This is a genomic window from Traorella sp. mt218, assembly GCF_055420025.1.
The window spans coordinates 15,854-39,534 of record NZ_JBVAYM010000007.1 but is presented as its reverse complement, the minus strand read 5'-3'; the positions used below and the strand labels follow the sequence as shown (position 1 = coordinate 39,534).

The 23,681-nt window shown below is 41.0% G+C and carries 26 protein-coding genes and 1 other annotated feature; of the genes, 21 read left to right on the top strand and 5 right to left on the bottom strand.

The window, feature by feature from the left end; genetic code table 11:
- Positions 1 to 38 precede the first annotated feature (38 nt).
- Positions 39 to 770 carry an N-acetylmuramoyl-L-alanine amidase family protein gene (locus tag ACZYT3_RS05020; protein ID WP_464087901.1) on the top strand — a complete coding sequence of 244 codons (732 nt, stop codon included), beginning with the start codon at positions 39 to 41 and terminating at the stop codon, positions 768 to 770.
- Between the two features lie 2 nt (positions 771 to 772).
- Here ACZYT3_RS05020 and ACZYT3_RS05015 read toward each other — a convergent pair whose 3' ends face one another.
- The 3 genes from ACZYT3_RS05015 to ACZYT3_RS05005 all read right to left on the bottom strand — a co-directional run bounded on the left by ACZYT3_RS05015 (position 773) and on the right by ACZYT3_RS05005 (position 3,281).
- The gene (locus tag ACZYT3_RS05015; RefSeq protein WP_464087900.1) at positions 773 to 1,552 is read right to left on the bottom strand and encodes a DeoR/GlpR family DNA-binding transcription regulator; all 780 of its coding nucleotides are present in this window, start codon (positions 1,550 to 1,552) and stop codon (positions 773 to 775) included.
- Between the two features lie 6 nt (positions 1,553 to 1,558).
- Positions 1,559 to 2,353 (bottom strand): glycosyltransferase family 2 protein, encoded by a 795-nt coding sequence (locus ACZYT3_RS05010; protein WP_464087899.1) that lies wholly within the window; start codon positions 2,351 to 2,353, stop codon positions 1,559 to 1,561.
- Positions 2,354 to 2,486: 133 nt separating this feature from the next.
- The gene (locus tag ACZYT3_RS05005) at positions 2,487 to 3,281 is read right to left on the bottom strand and encodes a glycosyltransferase family 2 protein (protein WP_294562009.1); all 795 of its coding nucleotides are present in this window, start codon (positions 3,279 to 3,281) and stop codon (positions 2,487 to 2,489) included.
- Positions 3,282 to 3,384: 103 nt separating this feature from the next.
- Between ACZYT3_RS05005 and ACZYT3_RS05000 the strand changes: the two genes are divergently transcribed.
- From ACZYT3_RS05000 to ACZYT3_RS04985, 4 genes are all read left to right on the top strand, one after another.
- Complete coding sequence (locus tag ACZYT3_RS05000; protein ID WP_294562010.1) at positions 3,385 to 3,816, top strand: peptidylprolyl isomerase; 432 nt, start codon at positions 3,385 to 3,387, stop codon at positions 3,814 to 3,816.
- A 2-nt stretch (positions 3,817 to 3,818) separates the two neighbouring features.
- Positions 3,819 to 4,166 carry an amino acid permease gene (locus ACZYT3_RS04995; protein WP_294562011.1) on the top strand — a complete coding sequence of 116 codons (348 nt, stop codon included), beginning with the start codon at positions 3,819 to 3,821 and terminating at the stop codon, positions 4,164 to 4,166.
- A gap of 3 nt (positions 4,167 to 4,169) precedes the next feature.
- Positions 4,170 to 4,538 (top strand): hypothetical protein, encoded by a 369-nt coding sequence (locus ACZYT3_RS04990; protein WP_464087898.1) that lies wholly within the window; start codon positions 4,170 to 4,172, stop codon positions 4,536 to 4,538.
- 127 nt (positions 4,539 to 4,665) lie between these two features.
- On the top strand, positions 4,666 to 6,009 hold the full coding sequence (locus ACZYT3_RS04985; RefSeq protein ID WP_294562013.1) for a hemolysin family protein: 1,344 nt from the start codon (positions 4,666 to 4,668) through the stop codon (positions 6,007 to 6,009).
- A 73-nt stretch (positions 6,010 to 6,082) separates the two neighbouring features.
- Here the strand turns inward: ACZYT3_RS04985 and ACZYT3_RS04980 are convergent, their stop codons facing one another.
- Positions 6,083 to 6,814, bottom strand: coding sequence for a TrmH family RNA methyltransferase (locus ACZYT3_RS04980; protein ID WP_294562014.1), 732 nt, complete (start codon positions 6,812 to 6,814; stop codon positions 6,083 to 6,085).
- 38 nt (positions 6,815 to 6,852) lie between these two features.
- A complete protein-coding gene (typA, locus tag ACZYT3_RS04975; RefSeq protein WP_464087897.1) occupies positions 6,853 to 8,688 on the bottom strand; it encodes a translational GTPase TypA in 1,836 nt (611 codons plus the stop codon).
- A 213-nt stretch (positions 8,689 to 8,901) separates the two neighbouring features.
- Here typA and ACZYT3_RS04970 point away from each other — a divergent pair, with 213 nt between their 5' ends.
- The 16 genes from ACZYT3_RS04970 to ACZYT3_RS04895 all read left to right on the top strand — a co-directional run bounded on the left by ACZYT3_RS04970 (position 8,902) and on the right by ACZYT3_RS04895 (position 23,671).
- Positions 8,902 to 10,200, top strand: coding sequence for a polysaccharide deacetylase family protein (locus tag ACZYT3_RS04970; protein WP_464087896.1), 1,299 nt, complete (start codon positions 8,902 to 8,904; stop codon positions 10,198 to 10,200).
- A 68-nt stretch (positions 10,201 to 10,268) separates the two neighbouring features.
- A complete protein-coding gene (locus tag ACZYT3_RS04965) occupies positions 10,269 to 10,814 on the top strand; it encodes a LysM peptidoglycan-binding domain-containing protein (RefSeq protein WP_464087895.1) in 546 nt (181 codons plus the stop codon).
- Positions 10,815 to 10,842: 28 nt separating this feature from the next.
- Positions 10,843 to 11,036: a binding site (T-box leader), on the top strand.
- Positions 11,037 to 11,065: 29 nt separating this feature from the next.
- Positions 11,066 to 11,593 carry a GNAT family N-acetyltransferase gene (locus tag ACZYT3_RS04960; RefSeq protein ID WP_464087894.1) on the top strand — a complete coding sequence of 176 codons (528 nt, stop codon included), beginning with the start codon at positions 11,066 to 11,068 and terminating at the stop codon, positions 11,591 to 11,593.
- Positions 11,571 to 14,189, top strand: coding sequence for a valine--tRNA ligase (locus tag ACZYT3_RS04955; RefSeq protein WP_464087951.1), 2,619 nt, complete (start codon positions 11,571 to 11,573; stop codon positions 14,187 to 14,189). Before ACZYT3_RS04960 ends, ACZYT3_RS04955 begins: the two co-directional genes overlap by 23 nt.
- A gap of 76 nt (positions 14,190 to 14,265) precedes the next feature.
- A complete protein-coding gene (locus ACZYT3_RS04950; RefSeq protein WP_464087893.1) occupies positions 14,266 to 15,525 on the top strand; it encodes an L-cysteine desulfidase family protein in 1,260 nt (419 codons plus the stop codon).
- 8 nt (positions 15,526 to 15,533) lie between these two features.
- Positions 15,534 to 16,577: a zinc-binding metallopeptidase family protein gene (locus tag ACZYT3_RS04945; RefSeq protein ID WP_464087892.1), complete on the top strand. Its 1,044-nt coding sequence runs from the start codon at positions 15,534 to 15,536 to the stop codon at positions 16,575 to 16,577.
- A 1-nt stretch (position 16,578) separates the two neighbouring features.
- Positions 16,579 to 16,788, top strand: coding sequence for a hypothetical protein (locus tag ACZYT3_RS04940; RefSeq protein WP_464087891.1), 210 nt, complete (start codon positions 16,579 to 16,581; stop codon positions 16,786 to 16,788).
- Positions 16,748 to 17,383 (top strand): GNAT family N-acetyltransferase, encoded by a 636-nt coding sequence (locus ACZYT3_RS04935; RefSeq protein ID WP_464087890.1) that lies wholly within the window; start codon positions 16,748 to 16,750, stop codon positions 17,381 to 17,383. Before ACZYT3_RS04940 ends, ACZYT3_RS04935 begins: the two co-directional genes overlap by 41 nt.
- Positions 17,384 to 17,448: 65 nt before the next feature.
- A complete protein-coding gene (gene glpK / locus ACZYT3_RS04930; RefSeq protein ID WP_464087889.1) occupies positions 17,449 to 18,942 on the top strand; it encodes a glycerol kinase GlpK in 1,494 nt (497 codons plus the stop codon).
- Between the two features lie 87 nt (positions 18,943 to 19,029).
- The gene (locus ACZYT3_RS04925) at positions 19,030 to 19,452 is read left to right on the top strand and encodes a hypothetical protein (RefSeq protein ID WP_464087888.1); all 423 of its coding nucleotides are present in this window, start codon (positions 19,030 to 19,032) and stop codon (positions 19,450 to 19,452) included.
- 65 nt (positions 19,453 to 19,517) lie between these two features.
- On the top strand, positions 19,518 to 20,009 hold the full coding sequence (locus ACZYT3_RS04920) for a Gx transporter family protein (RefSeq protein WP_294560782.1): 492 nt from the start codon (positions 19,518 to 19,520) through the stop codon (positions 20,007 to 20,009).
- Between the two features lie 8 nt (positions 20,010 to 20,017).
- The gene (locus ACZYT3_RS04915; RefSeq protein ID WP_294560780.1) at positions 20,018 to 20,272 is read left to right on the top strand and encodes a TIGR03905 family TSCPD domain-containing protein; all 255 of its coding nucleotides are present in this window, start codon (positions 20,018 to 20,020) and stop codon (positions 20,270 to 20,272) included.
- A gap of 248 nt (positions 20,273 to 20,520) precedes the next feature.
- Positions 20,521 to 20,997: a signal peptidase II gene (gene lspA / locus ACZYT3_RS04910; protein ID WP_464087887.1), complete on the top strand. Its 477-nt coding sequence runs from the start codon at positions 20,521 to 20,523 to the stop codon at positions 20,995 to 20,997.
- Entirely contained in the window at positions 20,987 to 21,901 is a 915-nt protein-coding gene (locus ACZYT3_RS04905) for an RluA family pseudouridine synthase (protein ID WP_464087886.1), read from the top strand. Before lspA ends, ACZYT3_RS04905 begins: the two co-directional genes overlap by 11 nt.
- A 1-nt stretch (position 21,902) precedes the next feature.
- A complete protein-coding gene (locus ACZYT3_RS04900) occupies positions 21,903 to 23,198 on the top strand; it encodes a rhomboid family intramembrane serine protease (RefSeq protein WP_294560775.1) in 1,296 nt (431 codons plus the stop codon).
- The gene (locus tag ACZYT3_RS04895) at positions 23,195 to 23,671 is read left to right on the top strand and encodes a deoxycytidylate deaminase (protein ID WP_294560773.1); all 477 of its coding nucleotides are present in this window, start codon (positions 23,195 to 23,197) and stop codon (positions 23,669 to 23,671) included. Before ACZYT3_RS04900 ends, ACZYT3_RS04895 begins: the two co-directional genes overlap by 4 nt.
- Positions 23,672 to 23,681: the final 10 nt, after the last annotated feature.

Genomic DNA, 23,681 nt, shown 5'->3' with positions numbered 1-23,681 from the left:
TCTTAAGTGAATGTGGTAGAATAAGAATGGTGAAGAAATTGAAAAAAAGAACACAACAAAATCTGATCTTATCAGCTTCTATTGGTTTTATATGCCTGCTGATCCTTGTTTTATTTTCCTTTATGATGCCGGATGTCCCTGTTTTTCAGGAGGGAAATGCTTCCGAAAATGTCAATACCTATGAGCCTCAGGACGATCGTCCGGTCGTTGTCATCGATCCGGGTCATGGCGGTTATGACAATGGAAGCAGCTCTGAGAATGGTGTCGTAGAGAAAGAGCTGAATCTTGAAATTTCAATGAATGTAAGAGATTTGCTTGAGGAAAATGGAATCCATGTCGTCCTGACCCGGGATAGTGATGAGATCAGCTGGCCTGATGACAATGTGGAAGATTTACAGGCAAGGCTGGATATAGCTGCCGCTGCACAGGCGCAGCTGATGGTTTCGCTTCATTGTAATATTTCGGAGGAAGATCCGGAAAATGTAAAGGGAAGTGAGATTTATGTCAATCTGTCACAAAGTGATTCTTTAGCGCTTGCCGAAGCAATTAATGCCCAGCTGGAAACGCTCAGTCCGGCACTTGTCAGTCGTGGCGTCAAGACTGGACAGTTTCATCTTTTGACGTATAATACGCTTCCATGTGTTATCGTTGAAATGGGCTTTTTATCAAATGCCGATGATGTGTCATATCTGACTGGAGAGAATACACAGGCGTTGTTATGTCATGCGATCGTTGATGGGATCATGTCGCAAATAAAAGCCGATGCGTAGCATCAGCTTTTTTTTGGTTGGTATGATCTGGATGACGAGATAAGCGGTATGATTTTTGAATATTCATCATAAAGGACACGATCCAGCTGTGAATCGGTAATAATGCAGTCAAAGTCGGTAAGAGGGGCATATTTCGCAAGCAAGGTTTGATTGAATTTTGTGTGGTCACACAGCAGAAAACTCTGTCTGGCACTTTCCATCATCGCTTTTTTTACCTGTGCTTCTTCCATGCCGGCAATATAAGCACCATGATGATCAATGCCTTGCGTTCCTAAAAATGCCTTATCGATCCTGAACTGTTTGAAAAAATCAATGGTCATCGCACTGTGCCATCCGTTGCTGATGTCATTATACTGACCACAGGCAACGATAAGCTGGATCTTTGAAAAGGCTTGAAGGATGTTGATGGCCGGCAGGGAATTGGTTAAAACGATGATGCGTTTATTCTGAAGATAGCGGCAAAGCTGCAGGGGCGTCGTGCCGGTATCGATCAAGATCGTATCCCCGTCTTGAATGAAGCGGTTTGCTTCAACGGCAATCTCGTTTTTATACTCAACCAAAAGATCGCTTTTTAAGGAAAAGCTTGGTTCGATATTATGCTCCATATTCAATCGTGCCCCGCCATAGCTTGTGATTGCCAGACCTTGTTTTTCAAGCATGTTTAAATCTCTGCGGATCGTCATCGTGGATACTTGAAATCTTTTCGCAAGCTCGTTCACTTCAACTGCCTTATTTTTTTGAAGCAGATTAAATATTTCCATTCTCCGTTTCGTTAGTGACATAAGACCTCATTTCGTAGTGATCACATCATAAAAATGCATCATATCTGCTTTTAGTAAGTTCATATAGCCGAATATTTTCAAAAAAGGATATTTTTTTGTAACGATGTCCATCTGATGCCGGTAAGCGCGTTTCAGCTCACGGTTTCGTCCGGCTGCTTTCTGCTGAGAGATGCTTCCCTTACGGATTTCATAATTGTATAAACGCTTATTGCTGATGTAGAAGCGAGAGCTTCTCATAAATAAGCGACAGGTCGTTTCGACATCCTCATAGGTTTTGTTTTCCGGAAATCTGATATCTTTCCACAGCTTTTTTTTATAACATTTTCCCCAGCTGTAATTTTTGATCATCATATCGCTCATTAAAAGGGAAAGAGCTGTTTTTTGATTCATGATTGTTGTTTTCGGAAAGCATGAATGCAGAGTCATATGTGGATAATTGATATTATGGCCGCAGATTGAAATATCACAGTCATATTCAACGATTCCTTTGACCAGTTCTTCAAGGTAGGATGATTCTATCGTGTCATCACTGTCGACGAAGCTGATAAGCTCTCCTTGGGCTAAGGACAGTCCGAGATTTCTTACGCTTGACAGTCCGCCGTTTTTCTTTATGTAGTATTTAAAACGCGGATCGCTGCCGACCGTTTCAAAAAAAATTTTTTCGCTGTGGTCCTTTGATCCGTCATTGATGCAGATGGCTTCAAAATTGTCATAGGTCTGGTCTTTTATGGAAAGCAGACATTTTTTTAAATATTTTTCTACGTTATAAATAGGTACGATGATGCTTATTAGCGGATTCATGTTTAACCCTCCCGTTCAAAGTATCATTCATATTATACACTACTTCCTATCGTTTTCAAAGAGTCAGCATCAGGAGCCGTTTATAAAAAAAAGGTAAGCTTCATCATCTGAATTTACCTCATGTTCATGAAATTTATTTTGAAAAGATCATATCATATAAATGAATCAGATCAGCTTTGAATAAGTTCCAATAACTTAAAAATTTCAAAGAAGGATATTTCTTCGTGACAATTTCCATCTGATAGCGATAAGCAGATTTCAGCTCTTCATTTTGACGGGTGGATTTTTGCTGGGAGATGCTTCCTTTATGAATTTCATAATTATACAAGAGCTTGCTGCTGACGTAAAAACGGGATGCATTCATAAATGTCCGGCAGATCGTCTTGATATCCTCATAAATCTTATCTTCAGGGAATTTAATGTTTTTCCAGACCTCTTTTTTGTAGCATTTTCCCCAGCTGTAATTCATGATGATCATGTCGCTCATCAAAAAAGAAAGAGCTTTTTTCTGAGTGATGATCTTTGTTTTAGGAAAACGAAGGGGAAGGGTAATATGACTATAATTCATATTGTGGCCGCATATTGAAATATCACAGCCATATTTCACGATTCCTTTGACCAATTCCTCAAGATAGTTCATCTGGATCGTATCATCGCTGTCAACAAAGCTGATGAGCTCTCCTTGGGCCAGTGAAAGACCCAGATTTCTGACCTTTGAAATGCCGCCGTTTTTCTTTATGTATAGCGTAAAGCGCGGGTCATCTCCGACGGTTTCATAAAAGATTTTTTCGCTTTGATCGCTGGATCCGTCATTGATGCAGATGGCTTCAAAATGATCATAGGTCTGATTCTTTACAGAAAGCAGACAGTTTTTCAGATATTTTTCAACATTATATACAGGTATGATAATGCTTACTAGCGGATTCATTTCCAAACCTCCCTTTAAATATCGACAATATTATACACTACTTCATATTGTTTTGAAATAGTCAGCTATTAATGTTATAATAAAAAAGATTGGAGTGATGAAAATGATTAAAGGTAGTATCACGATGGAAAATGGTGAAGTCCTGCCCTTTGTGCTATATGATGAAGAAGCACCGATCACGGTTGCGAATTTTGTCCGCCTTGTGAAAGAAGGGTATTATGACGGAAAGATCTTTCATCGTGTGATTCCCGGCTTTGTCAGTCAGGGAGGCTGTCCTTATGGAAACGGTACAGGAGATTTAGGATATACGATTCCCTGCGAGTGTGATAAGAATGTACATAAGCATGTTCAGGGAACGATGTCGATGGCTCATCGGGGCAGGGATACGGGATGCTGTCAGTTTTTTATCTGTCATGCACCTCAGCCGCATCTCGATGGTGTGCATACGGTATTCGGACAAGTGACGGACAATATCGAAGCTGTGCTGGCAATGCATAACGGTGATAAGATGAAAAAGGTAGTGATTGAGGAATAAGTATGAGAGATTTCAGATATATCGGTTATCCGTTGTTTATTACTTTGGTGGGGGCACTTTTATATCAGCTCGTCGCAACTTATATCACAGGTAATTTACGTGATACATTGCTGATCCTGATTCGGGTGTGTGCCTTGTTTACGTTCGGGATGTCATTAAATAAATCGACACGTCGTCATATGAGCGTCTGGAAGATCGTTGTGGCAGTTGTAATTACGATATTTTTATTGCTGTATGAATTGGGAGCCTTCTATTTGCCATATTTGAGTACGGCCTTGGCTTTTTTTGGCGTGGGTGGTTTCTTTATCTGCATGCTTTATATCTTATGCGGATATCTTTTCGTGGATTAGGTGATGAAGAATTTTTTTAAGGTTGGTTTGGAATGTCCTTACTGCCACAAGACATTTCAATACAATATCCTTTCATATAAGGCCAGATGTGAATGTCCGCATTGTGAATATCACCTGATCGTTCGTACGAAGATGTCGGTGACGCTGTTTCTTTCCATCATCGGTTTTATCCTGTTAGGGATCGTCAATCAGGGACTCGGCTTGAGCCGTTTCGGAGATATTTTTAATCTGATCTACTGGATCGCAGGCTGCCTTCTTTATGTGGCTCTTGCCTATAAGCTTTTATGTATGGTAAGGTCGCCTCAAAAGGTCTATATCGTGGATATGGAGGATCCAACGGTGCTTGAAAGAAAAAAAAGAGGTCATAAATAAAATCTTGAATATCAATATTTGAGATTTTTTTGCTTGGAAGATGAATTTTTTATAAGAATTATAAATTTGTAATTGATAAATATAAAATATACGATATAATAGAAATCAAAAAGGAGAGATTATTACTTTGGATACCATACCCTATCAAATATTGTTGCAGGTTGTATTGATTTTATTGAATGCGTTTTTCGCAGGAAGCGAAATTGCTTTATTGTCATTGAATACTTCAAAGCTTAAAAAGCTTGAGGAGGAAAATAATGACAAGTACGCCAGACGGATCTTAAAGCTGGTGGAAGAGCCGAATAACTTTTTATCGACGATCCAGATCGCGATTACTTTATCAGGATTTTTAGGAGCCGCTTTTGCAGGTACTAATTTTTCTGTGTATATCGTTGATTGGATCTATTATGGATTAGGTTTTACTGCTCTTTCGCTTGGTACGTTAGATTCGATTGCGACCGTAGTCGTAACAATCATTCTTTCTTATTTTACGCTGGTCTTTGGTGAATTGGTACCGAAACGTATCGCTATGCAGAAAAGCTATGAATTTGCGAAGATGACGAGCTTTGTGATAGCGGCGATCAGCAGGATCATGCGGCCGGTGGTTGCTTTTCTGAATTTTTCTGTGAATATCATCTTGCGACTGCTTCATTTAAAGACGCAGGCTGAGGAAGAAGATGTTTCTGAGGAAGAAATTCGTTTGATGATCGATCTGGGCGGTAAGAAGGGAACGATTGAGAACGAAGAGAAGGAATGGCTTGAGAATGTCTTTGAATTTAATGATACGAGTGCGAAGGATGTCATGACGCATGTCTTGGATGTCGTTTTTATCTCTGTTCATGATACAAAGGAAGAAGTTCTTAAAACAATAAGAGAAACAGGGTTATCACGTTTTCCGTTGATTGATGAAGATGTTAATGATGTTCGGGGAATTCTTTATTCACGTGATTTTCTTCTTAATGAAGCGCTTGGTGAAAATAAGACGCTGGAGGATATGATGAAAGAGGCTTATTTCGTGCCTGAAAGCATTCATACGGATGATCTTTTCAATCAGCTTCAGATGAAGAAGGTACATATTGCGATCGTTGTCGATGAATATGGAGAAACAAGCGGTATCGTTACTTTAGAGGATCTTCTGGAAGAAATTGTTGGTAATATCTATGATGAATATGACCCGATGGAGGAAGAGGAAATCAAACAGTTGGATGATCATACCTACCGCATTGCCGGAAATGTATTGATCGAAGATATCTTGGATCAGACAGGTATCGAAATACCTGAAGATGAGGATTATGATACACTGGGTGGTTTTATCTTTTCGCAGCTTCAGGAAATACCAAGTGACGGCAGTATATTGGATCTTGATTTTGATAAGTATTCGATCCATGTGGATCAGATCATAGATAAGCATGTTGAATCGTGCATCATTACCTTAAAAGAACAACAGGAAGTGGAAGAAAGCAGTGAATAAATTCTTTCATATTATATAAAGAGGCAGCATCTACCGGATGCTGCTTTTTCTGTCATGGGATAAAAAAAGATGATCATCTGGTTTTTTGATCATCTCTTTGCCGAAAGGCTTCAAAGGCAAGAATGCTGGCTGCGCTGGCACCGTTGAGGGCATTCTTGAAATCATTGGCATAGGGAATATAAATATTTTGGTCAGAGAGAGCTAACAGCTGCTTGGAAAGCCCTCTTTTCTCTCCGCCAAAGGCAAGGATGAAGCCTTGATGATAGTTTGCGTGAGTATATGGAATTGCATCCTTACGCATGGCACAATATAAAGGAAGTCCTTTCTTTTTTAGATCCGTGACAAGTGCAGGAATATCGTCACTGACGATAAGGCTGATATATTCACTGGCACCGGCACTGCTTTTGGTGACCGTAGTGACGGCAGTGGAGTAGTTGCGCTGAGGTACGATCAATCCGTTGCAGCCGGCAGCATATAAGGAGCGGCAGATATAGCCAAAATTAAACGGATCTTCGATGCCTTCCGCAATTGCATAAAACGGATCTTTGATTTCTTCGATTTTTTGATATTCTCGTTCACCGACAAAGCCGATCATGCCGCCATGTGTTTTGCCTTGGGCTAATTCTTCGATCTTTTCTCTTGTGACCCTATGAACCGTTACATCATTTTTATTGGCCTGCATGAGGATGAAGTGGGTATCTTTATCCTTTTTTTTCTCATCGACATAGATTTCATAAACTTCACGGCGTTTTGCCATCAAAGCGGCTTTGACTGATATATTTCCTTCTACTAGATATTTTTCCATAGAAATATTATATACAAAAAAGGATGGCTTTACCATCCTTAATCGATATTTTCTTCTTTTACCTGATGACGATACAGCTGCTTTCGTTCGAATGGCGTCAGACCTTTCTTTCTTAAGCGGATCGTATCCGGTGTGATCTCAACCAATTCATCATCGTTGATAAATTCGATGGCTGATTCCAATGTCAACTGCTTTGGTGGTGTCAGTTTCATTGCTTCATCAGCTCCGCTGGAACGAATGGCCGTTAATTTTTTGTTTTTGATCGGGTTCACTTCAAGATCATTGTCACGTGAGCTCATACCGATGATCATGCCTTCATATACTTCGGTTTGCGGACTGATAAAGAGGGTTCCTCTTTCCTGAAGATTCCATAGGGCATAAGTCATGGCCTTGCCGGTTTCCGTTGAAATCATCGCACCGTTGGCTCTTTGCATGATTTCTCCTTTGTAAGGCTCATAACCGTCAATGCGGCGTACCATCGTTCCTTCACCGCGTGTATCGTTGATAAACTCACTGCGATATCCCAGAAGACCTCGTGTAGGAACTTTATATACGATTCGTGAATAGCCGTTTTCTTCTGAAAGATCGACCATCTGACCTTTTCTGAGATTGAGCTTATTGATGATCGTTCCCTGATATTCACTCGGTGCGATGGCAACGACTTCTTCTACCGGTTCAACGACCTTGCCGTTCTCATCTCTTTTTAAGATGACTTCCGGCTTGCTGACAGCAACTTCATAACCTTCACGACGCATGTTTTCAAGCAGTATCGTAATATGCAGCTCGCCGCGTCCGCTGACCTTGAAACAGTCACCGCTTTCTGTCGGTTCTACACGCAGGCCGACATTGACCTCTAATTCTTTTTCTAACCGTTCCTTTAAGTTTCTTGATGTTACATATTTACCGCTTCTGCCGGCAAAAGGAGATTTATTGACAATAAAATTCATTGATAATGTCGGCTCTTCGATCTTGATCATCGGGAGTGGCTGAAGGTGATCTCTTTCGCAAATCGTTTCACCGATGGAAATATCACTGATTCCGCTTACCACGGCGATATCACCACAGCTGGCTTCAGATACCGGTACCCGCTTTAATCCTTTATATACGAAGATCTGTGAGATCTGACGGTTTCTTGAATGCCCGTCACTATCGCATACCGCAATATTCACACCTTCTTTAAGCGTTCCGGAGTAAATACGTCCGATGCCTAAACGTCCGATATATTCATCATATGCGAGATTAGAAATCTGCAGCTGTAAAGGCTCTTCTGATTTATCGGGATATGGCGGGGTATGCTTTAGGATCGTTTCAAATAAAGGCTCAAGGTTTTTGCCTTCCTCATGTGGATCTCTGACTACGATGCCCTGTTTCGCAATTCCATAAAGGATCGGGAAATCTAACTGTTCATCAGTTGCATTTAATTCAAGGAAGAGCTCATAGACCTCATCGACCACTTCTTCCGCACGCTGATCTTTTTTATCGATCTTATTGATGAGAAGAATTGGTTTCAAACCCATTTCAAGTGCTTTTGAAAGGACAAAGCGTGTCTGCGGCATAGGGCCTTCGGCACTGTCTACCAGCAGGATAACGGTATCGACCGTTTGGATGATACGTTCTACCTCACTTGAAAAATCAGCATGTCCCGGCGTATCTACGATATTAATTTTATAGTCTTTATAGTTGATGCTGCAATTTTTAGAATAAATCGTTATGCCTCGTTCACGTTCAAGATCATTGCTGTCCATGACGCAATCAACGACTTCTTCATTGCTTCTGAAAACATGGCTCTGATTCAGGAAGGCATCGACAAGGGTTGATTTGCCGGCATCGACATGGGCAATGACTGCTAAATTAATAATTTTTTCTCTACTCATTATTCTCACCTACACTTAACTGTGCAATTATACTACCAACTGCACGTAATTACAATCATTTTACTAAGGAATCTTTAAATCTGTATAAAAATTGCTTAACTAATATAATATAGCATATTAATATTTAAAAATAATTAAAAATAAAAGGGTTCATTAGTAAAAATAAATTGCTTTTACTACTCATATCTTGTAAAATAAACATTGGTGATAAAGATGAAAATGGTAAAGAGAAGAAGAAGAGTAAGAGTTGGACGTCTGTTGCTTCTGATACTTGGATGTCTGTTATGTGTATTGTTGCTGATAGGCGGAGCCTTTGCGATAAAAAATCTGTTTAAGAAAGATATTATAGCGGCTGAATTTGCAAATCCGAAGATGGAAGTCAAGCTGGAGGATGATTCCATCGATAATCAGGTATATGAGGAAAAAGATGATGCTTCCGATGAAATGCTGATCTATGCCTTGCATCTGCCAGTCTTTTCAAACAGCTCTGCCCAGCAGGAATTAGATGCATTCGTAGAAGAAATCAAGGCTGAAAAAGCGAAAGCGACCCATATTGATTATGAAAGCAACAGCGCATTTTCACAATATAAGAGCTATGTCATCACTGCGACGACTTATGCTGATATGGATGGCTTGAATCCGATCGAACCACAAACGACAAAGCAGCTTTATATCAGCTTTGATCAGGATGAATTGATCGATATAGAGGACTGTATCCGTATGAAAGCCATACGTCAGCTGGCAAAGGATCATGGATGTGAAACAGAGAATGTCTTATTAAAGAAAATTACGGAAAACGGGCTTGTTTTAAGTGTGAATGGCGAAGATGTAAATTTTGGCTATGATGAAAACAATACAAGTTTTGTCATGGATAATAAGAATATTCCAAGCATTTTAAAATATGATAAGATTGAAGTCAAAGACAGAGAGATCGATCCGAATAAGCCAATGGTTGCTTTTACCTTTGATGACGGACCGGCTCCCGGAAATACGGAGCGTATCCTTAAGGCTTTGGAAAAAGTCGGCGGCAGAGCGACATTCTTTGAATTGGGTTATTTGATGGAAACATATCCTGACACCGTAAGAGAGGTCGTGGAGAGTGGCAGTGAGGTTGGTTCACATTCCTATGATCATACTTACGACTGGATGAATGGAATGACGCTTGAGGAAGCTGTGGCTGATTTAGATAAGGTGGATGATATCTTCTTTTCGCTTACAGGACAAGATATTTCACTGTTCCGTTCTCCTTTTGGAGCAAGCATCAAATCATTGAGCGATACGATCACGGAGAAAATTGTTTATTGGGATGTAGATACAAGAGATTGGGAAAGCAAGAATACGGAAAAGGTCATCGAGATGTGTAAGAAATATACATATGACGGTGCTATCGTCTTATTCCATGATATTCATGCGACAACGATTCCGGCAGTTGAACAGTTGATCGAATATTATGATTCACAGGGGTATCAGTTTGTGACGGTCAGTGAATTATATGCTATTAAAGGAAAATAAGGGTTGTCATTTGACAACCTTTTGTATATTCTTTTTTCTTTTTTCATACAGTATAGGGGAGGACTGTTATGAAAACGATGAATGTTGAAAAGAGAATTTTGACGGAAGAAAAAATAGACCAGCTTTTAAATTTGAATGCGCAGGAAAATCTGAGGATCCAGGATGAGCATGACGGTAAAAGGTGTATCGGTTATGTTGATTTGAAAGGGCAGTATATGCGTGAGGGCGTTATTTTTGATTTCCATGAATTGATTGAGTGTGATATTTTTGCACCGATCTATAAGTGTACGGATGATACGTTTAAGGTAACGCTTGCGGATGTGAATGGGGTCGTTGATGAAGGTATTTTAGTGAATCTGACTTTTGATATCGAAGGCTTGAATGAGGAGGATCAGATGACTTATGAGGATGAAGAATTGGATTTGATGGGGCTGGAGGATCTTTTTGAAGAGAATGAAAATCTTTATACGAATTGTACGCTGATCATTGCGAAGACGAATGATACCTATGAAACGATCGCACAACGCTTTAATGTTGCGACAGATGAGCTGAGAAGGGCAAATAATGATATTGAAATCAAGCCTAAACAGTGTATTTTGATACCGAAGGGTTGAAAATTCAAAAAAATTTTGTTATCATGTGATAAATGCGATGAAGAGAAGGATTTATTTGGATTTGTATAGAGAGCTTTGGGCTGGTGGAACAAGGTCAATGAAGAATAAATTGTAGTCTTGGAGCTGTCTTTCTGAGCTGAGTAAGAGAGAACGTTGCTTGCGTTAAAAGATCAAGGCACAGTTTGTGCGAATAAAGGTGGTACCACGTTAAGCGTCCTTTGGGGCGCTTTTTCTTGTTTAGGAGGGATGAGATGGGAAAGAGGATTTTTCTAAGAAATATGAAAAAGGAAGATGAACAGGATCTTTTTGAGATTTTTTCCGATCCCTTTTCGACAAGGTACTGGATCGGGCGATGTACGACGAAAGATGAGCTGAAGAGAATGCTGAGGGTCGAATATTTCTCTTATTCCAAGCGAGGCTTATCTCCGCCTCAGGTCATCGTTTTAGATCATCGAGTCATTGGAGTGGTCAACTTTAATGAGGAATTTGATGGTATTGGACGAATCGGCTTTATTCTCAATCGTCTGTATGAGCATCACGGTTATATGAAAGAAGCCTTGGAAATGTTTATCCGTGACGGATTTGAGAAATTAGGCTATCATCGTATCGAAGCGCTTGTATTTCATGACAATGAAAAAAGTGCCAGAACGCTTAAAAGCGTTGGCTTTACTTATGAGGGAACGATGCGCTCTTATCTGAGATATCAGGGAAAATTGATTGATATTGATTTATTCAGCAGGCTAAGGAGGGAACATGATGAAGAAAGAATTGTCAGCTAAATATGATCATCATAAGGTAGAACAAGATAAATATGAAACATGGTGCAAGAAGGGGTATTTTACGGCAGGGGATAAGTCAAAGGACCCGTTTTGTATCGTGATCCCACCACCAAATGTTACCGGTAAGCTGCATTTAGGTCATGCGTGGGATAATACGCTGCAGGATATCTTGGCACGTTATAAACGTTTGCAGGGATTTGATGTCTTATGGGTACCGGGCATGGATCATGCCGGGATCGCAACGCAGGCCAAGGTTGATGCCCGTTTAAAAGATGAAGGAATCAGCCGGTATGATATTGGCCGTGAAAAGTTTTTAGAGCGGGCTTGGGAATGGAAAGAGGAGTATGCCTCCCACATACGTGAACAATGGGCCAAGCTGGGACTTTCTTTGGATTATACAAGGGAAAGATTTACGCTGGATGAAGGATTAAGCAAGGCGGTTCGTAAGATCTTTGTTGATTTATATAATGATGGTTTGATTTATCAGGGAGAGCGTATCATCAATTGGGATCCGCAGGCCCGTACAGCTTTATCAAACATTGAAGTCATACATAAGGAAATTGAGGGAGCCATGTATTACTTTAACTATGAAGTTGTGGAAACAAAGCAAAAGCTGGTCATTGCGACGACCCGTCCGGAAACGATGTTTGCCGATCAGGCTGTCTTTGTTCATCCGGATGATGAACGTTATAAGGATATCATCGGTATGCATGTCATCAATCCGGCCAATGGTGAAGTATTACCGATCATGGCGGATGACTATATTGACATGAGCTTTGGTACAGCGGTCATGAAATGTACACCGGCCCATGATCCAAATGACTTTTTATTGGCGAAAAAGTATCATCTGGCCATGCCGGTATGCATGAATGATGATGGTACGATGAATGAATTGGCACATAAATATGCGGGCATGGATCGTTTTGAATGTCGAAAAGCACTGGTGGCTGATTTTGAAAAAGCAGGAGTTGTGGATCATATCGAAAAGCATATGCATCAGGTGGGTCATTCGGAAAGAACAGGTGTCATTGTTGAGCCGTATTTGTCTAAGCAGTGGTTTGTCAAGATGAAGCCGTTGGCCGATGCGGTGTTAAAAAATCAGGAAAATGAAGATACAAAGATTCATTTTACTCCTAAACGTTTTGAACATACGTTCCAGCAGTGGCTGGAGAATATTGAGGACTGGTGCATTTCCAGACAGCTTTGGTGGGGCCATCGTATTCCTGCATGGTATCATAATGATACAAATGAGATTTATGTAGGTATCGAAGAACCGAAGGATATTGAAAACTGGCATCAGGATGAAGATGTTTTGGATACGTGGTTCTCAAGTGCTTTATGGCCGTTTTCGACACTTGGATGGCCTGAGGAAACAGATGATTTTAAACGTTATTATCCGAATGATACTCTGATTACCGGTTATGATATCATTTTCTTCTGGGTGGCCCGAATGGCGTTTCAGGCACAGTATGCAACACATTCAAGACCGTTTAAGGATGTTTTGATCCATGGCCTGATACGTGATGCACAGGGCAGGAAGATGTCGAAATCATTAGGTAATGGTGTGGATCCTTTAGATGTGATCGATCAGTATGGCTGTGATACGCTGCGCTTCTTTTTAACAACCAATTCAACTCCCGGACAGGATCTGCGTTTTATCAGCGAAAAGGTAGAAGCTAGCTGGAATTTTATCAATAAGATCTGGAATGCGGCCCGTTTTGCAAGTCTGTATATGGATGAGGATCTGAAGCTGGAAGATCTTGATTTAAGTGATGCCTCGATTGTTGATAAATGGATCTTAAAACGTTTTAATACGGTATTAAAATCGGTAACTTCCAATATGGATAAATATGAATTTGCACTGGTTGGCAATGAGCTTTACAGCTTTATCTGGGATGATTTCTGCAGCTGGTACATTGAATTAAGCAAGGCGGCCTTAAATGGTGAGGATGCAAAGGCGAAGAAGGCAGCGGTATCGACGCTTGTATCGGTATTGAGCGGCATCGTACGTCTGATTCATCCGTTCATGCCGTTTGTCAGCGAGGAAATCTATGGTATCCTGCCAAGAAAGCATGAATCAATCAATGAGGAAAGCTGGCCACAGCCGTTTGATGTTGATATGTCAGAAAGCGAAAGTGAAAAGATTTCTCAATTGATCACGATGATCCAGGCTGTGCGTGAGATCAAGACGCAATATCATTTAAAACCAAGCGCTCCGGTAGATGTCATGATCTGTGATGCAAAAGGTGAGCTGGTTTTAAGAAATGAAGAAATCGCATCGATATTAGATCGCATGTGCAAAGCAAACTGGCTGGATAAACGTGTTGAGGGTGAAACGGTTTCTCGTACGATCTTAAAGGGAACACTGGAAATTTTGCTGTCGGATATCATAAATGTCGATGAAGAGATTGCGAAATGTGAAAAGGAGCTTGAACGATTGACAAAGGAGATCAAGCGCTGTGAGGGTATGTTGAATAATCAGAATTTTATCAGCAAGGCTCCTGAAGCGAAGGTCAATGCGGAAAAAGAAAAGCTTAAGAATTATCGTGAGCAATACGAACTGACCGAGTCACAGCTTGTGAAATTAAAGGGTTAGAGAGGTACAGATCCATCTTTTTGGCCTGTTGATCGTAAAAAACGATAATATATGAACGAAGTTAGGAGTCATATTTATGGAAGAGTATCATGCATTTGTAAATATTTTAAAGGAAGAGCTGGTTCCTGCCATGGGATGTACGGAACCGATTGCCTTGGCCTATTGTGCCAGCCTATGTGCCAAGGTATTAGGTGAAGAGGTTGTTCGTGTGAAAGCCTGTGTCAGCGGAAATATCATCAAGAATGTGAAAAGTGTGATCGTACCGAATACAGGCGGCTTAAAAGGTATAGAGGCAAGCATTGCAGCCGGAATCTGTGCAGGTGACAGCGATCTTGTCTTAGAAGTGATTTCAAAGGTCGATGAAGAGGGAAAAAGAAAGATGCGTGAGTTTTTAAAGCGCGGCTGTATTGAAGTCACACCGTTTAAGACGCGTGAAGCCTTAGATATCAAAATCGAATGTATAGGTGGGCATCACTGCTCAACAGTGCGTATTTCTCAAAGCCATACCCATGTCGTACTAGTTGAAAAGGATGGTGAGATCCTTTTTGAAGATCACGTCAAAGAAAAGAAAAAGAAAAGTGATCGCAGTATCTTAAGTGTTGAAAAGATCGTTCAATTTGCGAATGAAGTAAAGCTTGAGGATATAAGAGAAATATTGGATCGTCAGATTCGTTATAATACGGCCATTGCCGAGGAAGGCTTAAAACATTCATATGGTGCGAATGTGGGCAAGCTGTTATTAGAAATTTACGGGGATGATGTAAAGATCAAGGCCCGTGCCTATGCGGCTGCCGGCAGTGATGCGAGGATGAGTGGCTGTGAGATGCCGGTCATCATCAATTCGGGAAGCGGCAATCAGGGAATGACAGCCTCTTTACCGGTCATCGTCTATGCGAAAGAGATGAATGTTGATGAAGAAAGGCTTTATCGCTCTTTAATCGTCAGCAATCTGATCACGATTCATTTAAAATCCGGGATCGGTCGTCTATCGGCCTATTGCGGTGCGGTCAGTGCGGGCTGCGGGGCCGGCTGTGGCATTGCCTATCTGAATGGCGGGGGCTATGAGCTGATCGCTCATACGCTTGTCAATGCGATTGCGATTGCCAGCGGTATTGTCTGTGACGGAGCCAAGCCTTCTTGTGCCAGCAAGATCGCAGTTGCTGTTGATGCCGGTATCATGGGCTATTATATGGCACTGAGGGGACAGGAGTTCAAAGATGGTGAAGGACTCGTATTAAAGGGTGTTGAAAATACAATTCGTAATATTTCACGTCTTTCTTCCAAGGGGATGAAAAAGACAGATCAGGAAATCATAGATATGATGTGTAAATGCTAGGAGGATATATGAATCAGAAATTTTTAGAAGAAATGTTAGATACATGTTCAGTCAGTGGTCATGAAATTGAATTGCAGAAAAAGGTCATTGACTATATGAAGGATGTCAGCGATGAGATCATGACAGATATGACGGGAAATGTCATCCAGGTGCTCAATCCCCACTCACCGCTCAAAGTATTATTGTGCGGACATATCGATGAGATCGGCTTTATCGTAACGAGCGTTCAGAGCGATGGTTCTTTGAAAGTGACCAATGCCGGTGGTGTACGTGCTGTTTTGTATTTAGGAACCCATGTACAGATCAAAACGAAAAAAGGAATTGTTCATGGTGTCGTGATCGTCAATTCATCTTTGATGAAGAAAACTGATCTGACCTGTGAAGATCTGACGATCGATATCGGTGCTTCTTCAAAAGAGGAGGCTTTACGGTATGTTGATGTCGGGGATTGTGTCTGCGCATCCACGAGCTATCAATATCTGATCCATGATCGCATGGTGGCCAGAGCGATGGATGATCGCATCGGTGCATTCATCGTCTTGGAAGCCATTCGCAAAGCAAAAGAAAAGGGCTGTAAGATCGGTGCTTATGGAGCGACGACAGTAGGCGAAGAAACATCGATGCGTGGGGCTTTCTGGGCCAGCCAGAAAGTAAAGCCGACATGTGCTATTGCAGTGGATGTGACTTATACCAGTGATTATGAAGGAGTCAGTGCTTCTGCGACAGGAGAGGTGGCTCTGGGAAAGGGTCCTGTTTTATGTCATAGCTCGATCGTAAATAAAAAGATGAATGAAATACTTGAAACATGTGCCAAAAAGCTGAACATTCATCTGCAGTATGAGATTGCCAGCGGACGTACAGGCACGGATGCAGATAACATTCATTTTACGAATGATGGGGTACCTGTGGCACTTGTTTCGATTCCGCTGCGTTATATGCACTCTTCAATAGAAACTTTATCTTTAAAAGATGTACAGGAAATCATTGATCTTTTGGCGGAGTTTTTATGTGCGTTTGATGAAACGGTGGAATTAGATCCATTTAAAGGATAAGATGGTTAAAATCATTGAAGATGTATTGGAAGTGTATGATTTTGCTTGTGAAATGAGCACTTCTGAAACAAGGAGATATCCAAGTTGTGATTCAAAGTTAAGAATTTGGCAGCTGATTCAAAAGGGTCTTGAAAATGAACATGATTTTGTGCTCGCTGTCTTAGAAGGATGTGTGTCAGGGTGTTTTTGTTTTTTGCCACGAACCGGATGAACAGTATCTGGAAATGACATTGGGGTATGCGCTTCATAAAACTGTTTGGCAAGTGTTGATGGACTATCTGCATGAGCATTATCAAAAGTATGAACTTTATGTAATCTGTGCGAATGAAAATGAAACGCTCAAAGAAGTTTTACAAGAAGAAAAGGGCTTTTTTCAGAATGAACAGATTGAAATGAAACTTAACAAGCCTCATTTTAAAGAAACCCAGGTCATGGTTCATCCTATTGAAAAGAAAGATGAAGCGGCTTATATTACGATGCATGCCCTTGATGGATGGTGGACGGCTTCGCGTGTACTGGAAAGGAAAGATCTGTTTCAGGTTTATATAGCTGAAGATGGAAATCAGGTGGTTGGCTATGTCGATGTTCATATCAAAGAAAAGAGTCATCATGTCTTTGATCTGTATGTAAGTGAAGATCGGCGTGGCAAGGAAATTGGCAGGGCATTGATGCAGATGGTGATGAAAAACAGTGCTGAGGGTTTAACGCTTGAAGTTGACCGTGTTAATGAAACAGCTTATCATTTGTATAAAAATCTTGGTTTTGAAGAGGGTTTGAGAAAGACTGCCGTACTTGTAAAATGTTAGGGAAGCGTGGCTTCCCTCTTTTATTTGAAACCGTTATCATTTATAATAATGATGAGGTGAAAGCTATGACTCAATATATATGTGCCATCGATCAAGGTACGACAAGTACACGTGCCATTCTTTTTGATCAGGAGAGTCAGATGATCGCTGTGGCACAAAAGGAATGTGAAAATTATTATCCGAAGCCGGGATGGGTGGAACAAAATGCCAATCTCATCTATGCCAGCGTTATTTCGGTAATCAATGAAGTGGTGGCGAAAAGCAATATCCAGATGGGCGATATAGCGGCGATCGGTATTACGAATCAGCGTGAAACGACCGTTATATGGGATAAAAAGACGGGTCAGCCGGTTTCTTTTGCGATCATCTGGCAATCTCGCCAAAGTGATTCCTATTGTGTGGAAATGAAGGAAAAAGGCTATGAGGATTTTTTCTATAAAAAATGCGGGCTTGTCTTAGATCCATATTTCAGTGCTTCCAAGATCCGTTATATTTTGGATCATATTGAAAACGGACAGGAAAGAGCAGAGAATGGAGAACTTTTATTTGGAACGGTTGAAAGCTTTCTTATCTGGAAACTGACAGCCGGTAAGGTGCATGTCAGTGATGTTTCCAATGCTTCAAGGACGCTTTTAATGGATCTTGAAACATTAAACTGGGATGATGAATGTTGCCGCTTATGGAATATTCCAAAATGTATGCTTCCTGAAATCAGAGGAAATAGTGAGATCTATGGTTATACCGCAAAAGGACTTTTGGGAGATGTACAGATTCCGATAGCCTCTGCGATCGGTGATCAGCAGGCCGCTTTATTTGGACAGACCTGTTTTGAGTCGGGAAGTGTTAAAAATACTTATGGTACCGGCTGCTTTCTTTTGATGAATACTGCAGATAAGATCATTCACTCAAAGCATGGCCTTTTAAGCTGTGTCGGCTGGAAGCTTCAGGATGAGGTCAATTATGTGCTGGAGGGCAGCGTCTTTGTTGCCGGAGCGGCTGTTCAGTGGCTGAGAGATGGATTGCAGATCATTCGCACCTCTGCGGAAACCGATCATCGTGCACGTCAGGCTGGTGACAGTGAGGGCGTGATCGTCGTGCCTAGTTTTACAGGATTGGGTGCGCCTTATTGGAAGGCTCAGGTCAAAGGAGCTATTTTTGGATTGACGCGTGGAAGCAATCAGGAACATATCATACGGGCCACATTGGAATCTTTGGCTTATCAGACAAATGATGTCTTAAAGGCAATGTGTGAAGATTCACAGCTGAAGATCTCATCAATGCAGGTGGATGGCGGTGCCAGCAAGAATGATTTTCTGATGCAGTTTCAAAGCAATATTTCAAATACCGTGATACGGCGCTCTTTGATTTCGGAAACCACGGCTTTAGGAGCTGCTTATCTGGCCGGATTGGCTGTTGGTTATTGGAAAAGCAAGGAAGAAATTGCGAAGCAGCATTGTATCAAGGATCAGTTTGAACCGGATATGGATGAAGAAAAACGCCGTCAAAATCTGGCAAGATGGCAAAGAGCCGTTGAAAGTGTCATCTATTTTGGAGGATAGCATCATTTCGTGCTTCAATGATTGAAAATATCTTGACATTCAGAAGTACATTCTTTAGAATAAAATGAGTATAAGGAGGTGTAAATCATGAAAAAATTATCCGCATTATTATTAGCATTAGCTTTAGTTGGATGTTCTTCAAATACTGCCGAAACTAAATCTGCTTCTATTGAGTATCCTCTGGAATCCGGAGAAAAGATTTTAGTTGATGTTGAATTGGACGGCGAAGGTTTGATTTCAAAGATTTCTATCGATGAAACTTATAAGGATAAAGATGGAAATGAAACTACCAAGAAAGAGATGAAGGAAGACTACGGTATGAGTGCGATCGGTAAAGTAGAATGGTACAAGCAGATCGAATCACTTGAACAAAATCTGGTCGGTACTGACGGAAGCTTTGAGGTAGATGAAGAAGGTCATGCAACAGATGAAGATATTCTGGCAGGATGTACAATTAGTCTGACAGATATCGAAAAGGCTGTTGAAGAAGCAGTGGCAGAAGCTAAATAGTTTGAAAAAGGAAACGGCGTTTCCTTTTTCTTTGAATTCATGTATAATATCTTCGGGAGTGAGCTATGAATAAGACAAAAAAAATGACTACTCTGGCTATGTGCATTGCTTTAGCGGTCATCTTCCATATGATCGAAAGTCAGATTCCGTTTCCTTCGCCGATTCCCGGTTATCACTTTGGGCTGGCGAATATTGTGGGTTTGGTCGTGCTGTATAAATTTGATGATAAAAAGATGATGTTGGTCAATCTTTTGCGTGTCGTGTTTGCCAGCATGCTGAGCGGGATGATTTTTAATTATGTATTTTGGATGTCGCTCTCTGGTGTCTGCTTATCGACTTTTTGTGCGATCGTGCTGAAAAAAATAAGTGGATTAAGCTGTGTGGGTATTTCAGTAGCAAGCTCTGTTGCTCACTGCATCGGACAGATCTTAGTGGCGCTTGTTTTATATAATCAGGCACTGATGATCACTTTTTTGCCATATCTGCTGTTCATGAGCATACCAACCGGTATCGTAACAGGCAGTATTGCGGTGATGGTATTAAAAAGGCTTAAGTAGGAGGTTGTATGGGAAAATATGTTTATCAGCCGAAAGGCGTTTGTTCAAAGCTGATGGAGTTTGAAATTGATCATGATACGATTCGTCAATTACAAGTCACAGGAGGCTGCAGCGGAAATCTGAGAGGTATTTCCAGCATTTTAAGAGGTAAGAGCATTGATGAGGTCATTGAAGCTTTCGATGGCATTCAATGTGGCAGCCGTCCGACGTCATGCCCGGATCAGATCGCTCAGGCATTGAAAAATTATAAGGCTCAGCAATAAGAGTCTTTTTTTTATTTTATTGAAATGTTTTCAAATCTTTGAAAACATTTCAAGAATTATGCTTGCAAAAACTTACAGATGGTGGTATATTATAATCAACTAAAGATATCACAACAAAAGCGCTATTGTTTTGTACCTCCTTGTTATTCCTAAACAATTGGTTGTGATATCTTTTTTTATATTCCGATATGATTTGCATATTGGAATGAAAGCTACAATTGTTGTTTAATCGAGGTGAGTATGTTATAATGTCTAGCATGAAACGTAAACATATAGTAGCTTTTATATTGATTTTAGTATTGGATCAACTGACAAAAATAGCAATTTCTTCGAATTTGCAGCTTTTTGAATCGATTGATGTCATATCTGGTTTCTTTTCGATCACGTATGTACGAAATACAGGAGCCGCTTGGAGCATCATGGAGGGCGGAAGCATGGTCATTTTTTATCTGATTACGATCGTTGCTTTGGTGATCATGATTTCCTATTATCGCAGTGCTGAATGTGATGATCTTGGCAGATGGGGATTGGTGATGATGATGGGCGGTACGCTTGGAAATTTTCTTGATCGGTTACGTCTGCAGTATGTCGTTGATTTTTTTGCTTTTAATATTTTTGGATATGATTTTCCGGTTTTTAATGTTGCCGATATATTTCTTTGTCTGGGTGTCGGTGTTTTAGTGTTGTCTTTTATCTTAGAAGGTGTGAAAAAACATGAAGCATAGTGAATATATAGTAAGTGCGGAAGATGCGAATGAAAGAGTGGATAAGGTAGCGGCCAGGCTTGAGGATGTGAGCCGCAGCTATATCCAGAATCTTATCTTGGATGAGTGCGTCTTGCTGAATGGGATCCCTTGCCGGGCAAATACCCGAGTTAAAGAAAATGACCATCTTGAATTAAACTATGATGATCAAATAGAGTTAGAAACACAACCGCAGAATATTGATCTGGATATCCGTTATGAAGATCAGGATGTCATCGTCATCAATAAGCCAAAGGGAATGATCGTTCATCCTACGCTTGCCAATCAGAAGGATACGCTTGTCAATGCACTTTTGTATCATTGTAAGGATCTTTCCGGTATCAATGGTGTTTTGCGTCCGGGAATCGTTCATCGCATCGACAAGGATACGACAGGTCTGCTTATCGTTGCGAAAAATGATAAGGCCCATCTTTCCTTAGCTGAACAATTAAAGACAAAGACGGTTTCACGTCTTTATTATGCCTTGGTGCATGGTGTAATGGAGCATGATTACGGAACGATCGATGCGCCGATCGGACGTGATCCCAAGGATCGTCAGAAAATGTGCGTAACAGCAAAAAACTCAAAGGAAGCTGTGACTCATTTTAAGGTCATCGAGCGTTTAAAAAAATATACTTTGGTTGAATGTTCCCTTGAAACGGGACGTACGCATCAGATTCGTGTACATATGCAATATATTGGTCATCCTGTTATGGGTGATCCTAAATATTCTTATCGAAAGACAAGAGAATGCGGTGGACAGATGCTGCATGCGCATCAGTTGACCTTTGTTCATCCTTCCACGCATGAAAAGGTGGTTGTTGAGGCTCCTTTGCCAAAGCAATTTGTAGACATATTGGATGAATTAAGAAGTGAGGAGGACTAGCATGGAAGAAAAACAGGTTTATGGTCTTCAGCTGCTGACGTTTTTAGTCAACAAATATGATTATCAGATCGTTAATATCAAAGGATTGCCGACACAAGATTACTGGCTGGTCAATCTGAAACAGAAATATCCGCTCATCTGCATAACAAATGAGCTTTATACAGAATCAAATATTCATGAAAGCATCTTTGGACAGGTATATCGGGCGATTCTGTCTACCTTTACGATTTCTGTGAAATGTCTGATCTTAAATACGAATCATCAGAGCAGTCGTTTTGAGCATCAGCAAATCGTGCAGATTCCGATTCTTGAGGATATGCCGGTTGATAGCTCTTTGCTTGAAACATTCGAGGGAATCGATCATGTTGTCCGCAAGGTAAAAAATGTTTCGCAGGAGAAGCGTCATCTGACGAAGATCCTGCAGCAGAAGGCTCGCAGTCAGTATTATTCTTCTTTAAAAGAGAGAAATCTGCTGCCTAAGGTTACTTTTGCTTTTATGGTCATCTGTGTCGTAGTGTTCCTGCTCATTAATTTTTTAGCTTTTATTCCGGGAGATGAGGTCACGGCAGCCATCATGGCAGGTGCTTATTACAAGATGAATGTAATCGGTGCTTTTGAATATTGGCGATTATTGACCAGTGGTTTCGTTCATATCGATATGTGGCATCTTTTGATGAATATGATCGCTTTGATGAATCTTGGACCTGTGATCGAAAGAAGACTGAAAAGAAGCCAGTATATCATCACCATGCTGGTGTCGATCATCGTTGGCAATTTATTTGTTCTGATCGGTGACGGAAATACGGTAACGGTAGGTATCAGTGGCGGCTTGTTTGGTCTTCTGGGTGTTTATAGCGTCATCCTTTTCAGTGAAGGCGGTTATAAGAATCCACGTGTTTTAAGCAGTTATATTTCGACGCTTGTCATCAATATCTTTATTTCTATGATGCCGAACATTTCCTTGCTGGGTCATCTTGGCGGATTTATCAGCGGATTGGCACTGGGAATCTGCTTCTCCAATCAAAGCAAGCTGAAAACGTTCAAGCGTCATGTTTCGATCTCCTTTGGAGCTGTTTTGATCGCTTGCTGTGCGTGCATTCCGTTCGTATCGCGCATTACGCCGGTTTATGCCGGAACCGATGCCCGCATCATTTATACTGCCGAGCAGCTGCATCTTGATTTTTATGCGAATTATCTGTTGGACCGTTATGATGCACAGATGGCTTCTCAGGGTGAAGATGGATATAAGGAGCTTTTGACACAGCAGATCGTTCAGGAAAGGCAGGGAAGAGAATGAAACGTAAGGATGTTTTATCATGGGATGATTATTTTATGGGACTGGCACATCTGTCAGCCATGCGTTCCAAGGATCCTTCAACACAGGTAGGAGCTGCGATCGTAAATCCGCAGCACCGCGTGATCGGGATCGGCTATAACGGATTTCCTTTTGGCTGTGATGATGACGTTTTTCCATGGGCTCGTGAAGGAAAGAGCAATGATACGAAATATCCTTATGTCGTTCATGCGGAATTAAATGCGATTCTGAACTGTTCCCAGAGCTGTCGCGGCTGTACGTTGTATGTGTCTTTATTTCCATGCAATGAATGTGCGAAGGCCATCATTCAGAGCGGAATAGCGAAGATCGTATATGAATCAGATAAATATGCTGATACAGATAATGTCATTGCCAGTAAAAAGATGCTGGCAGCTGCAGGGGTGGAGCTGGTTCAGCTGGATCATCGTGTCGAAATTGATGTGAAAATTAAATGATAAATAAGAT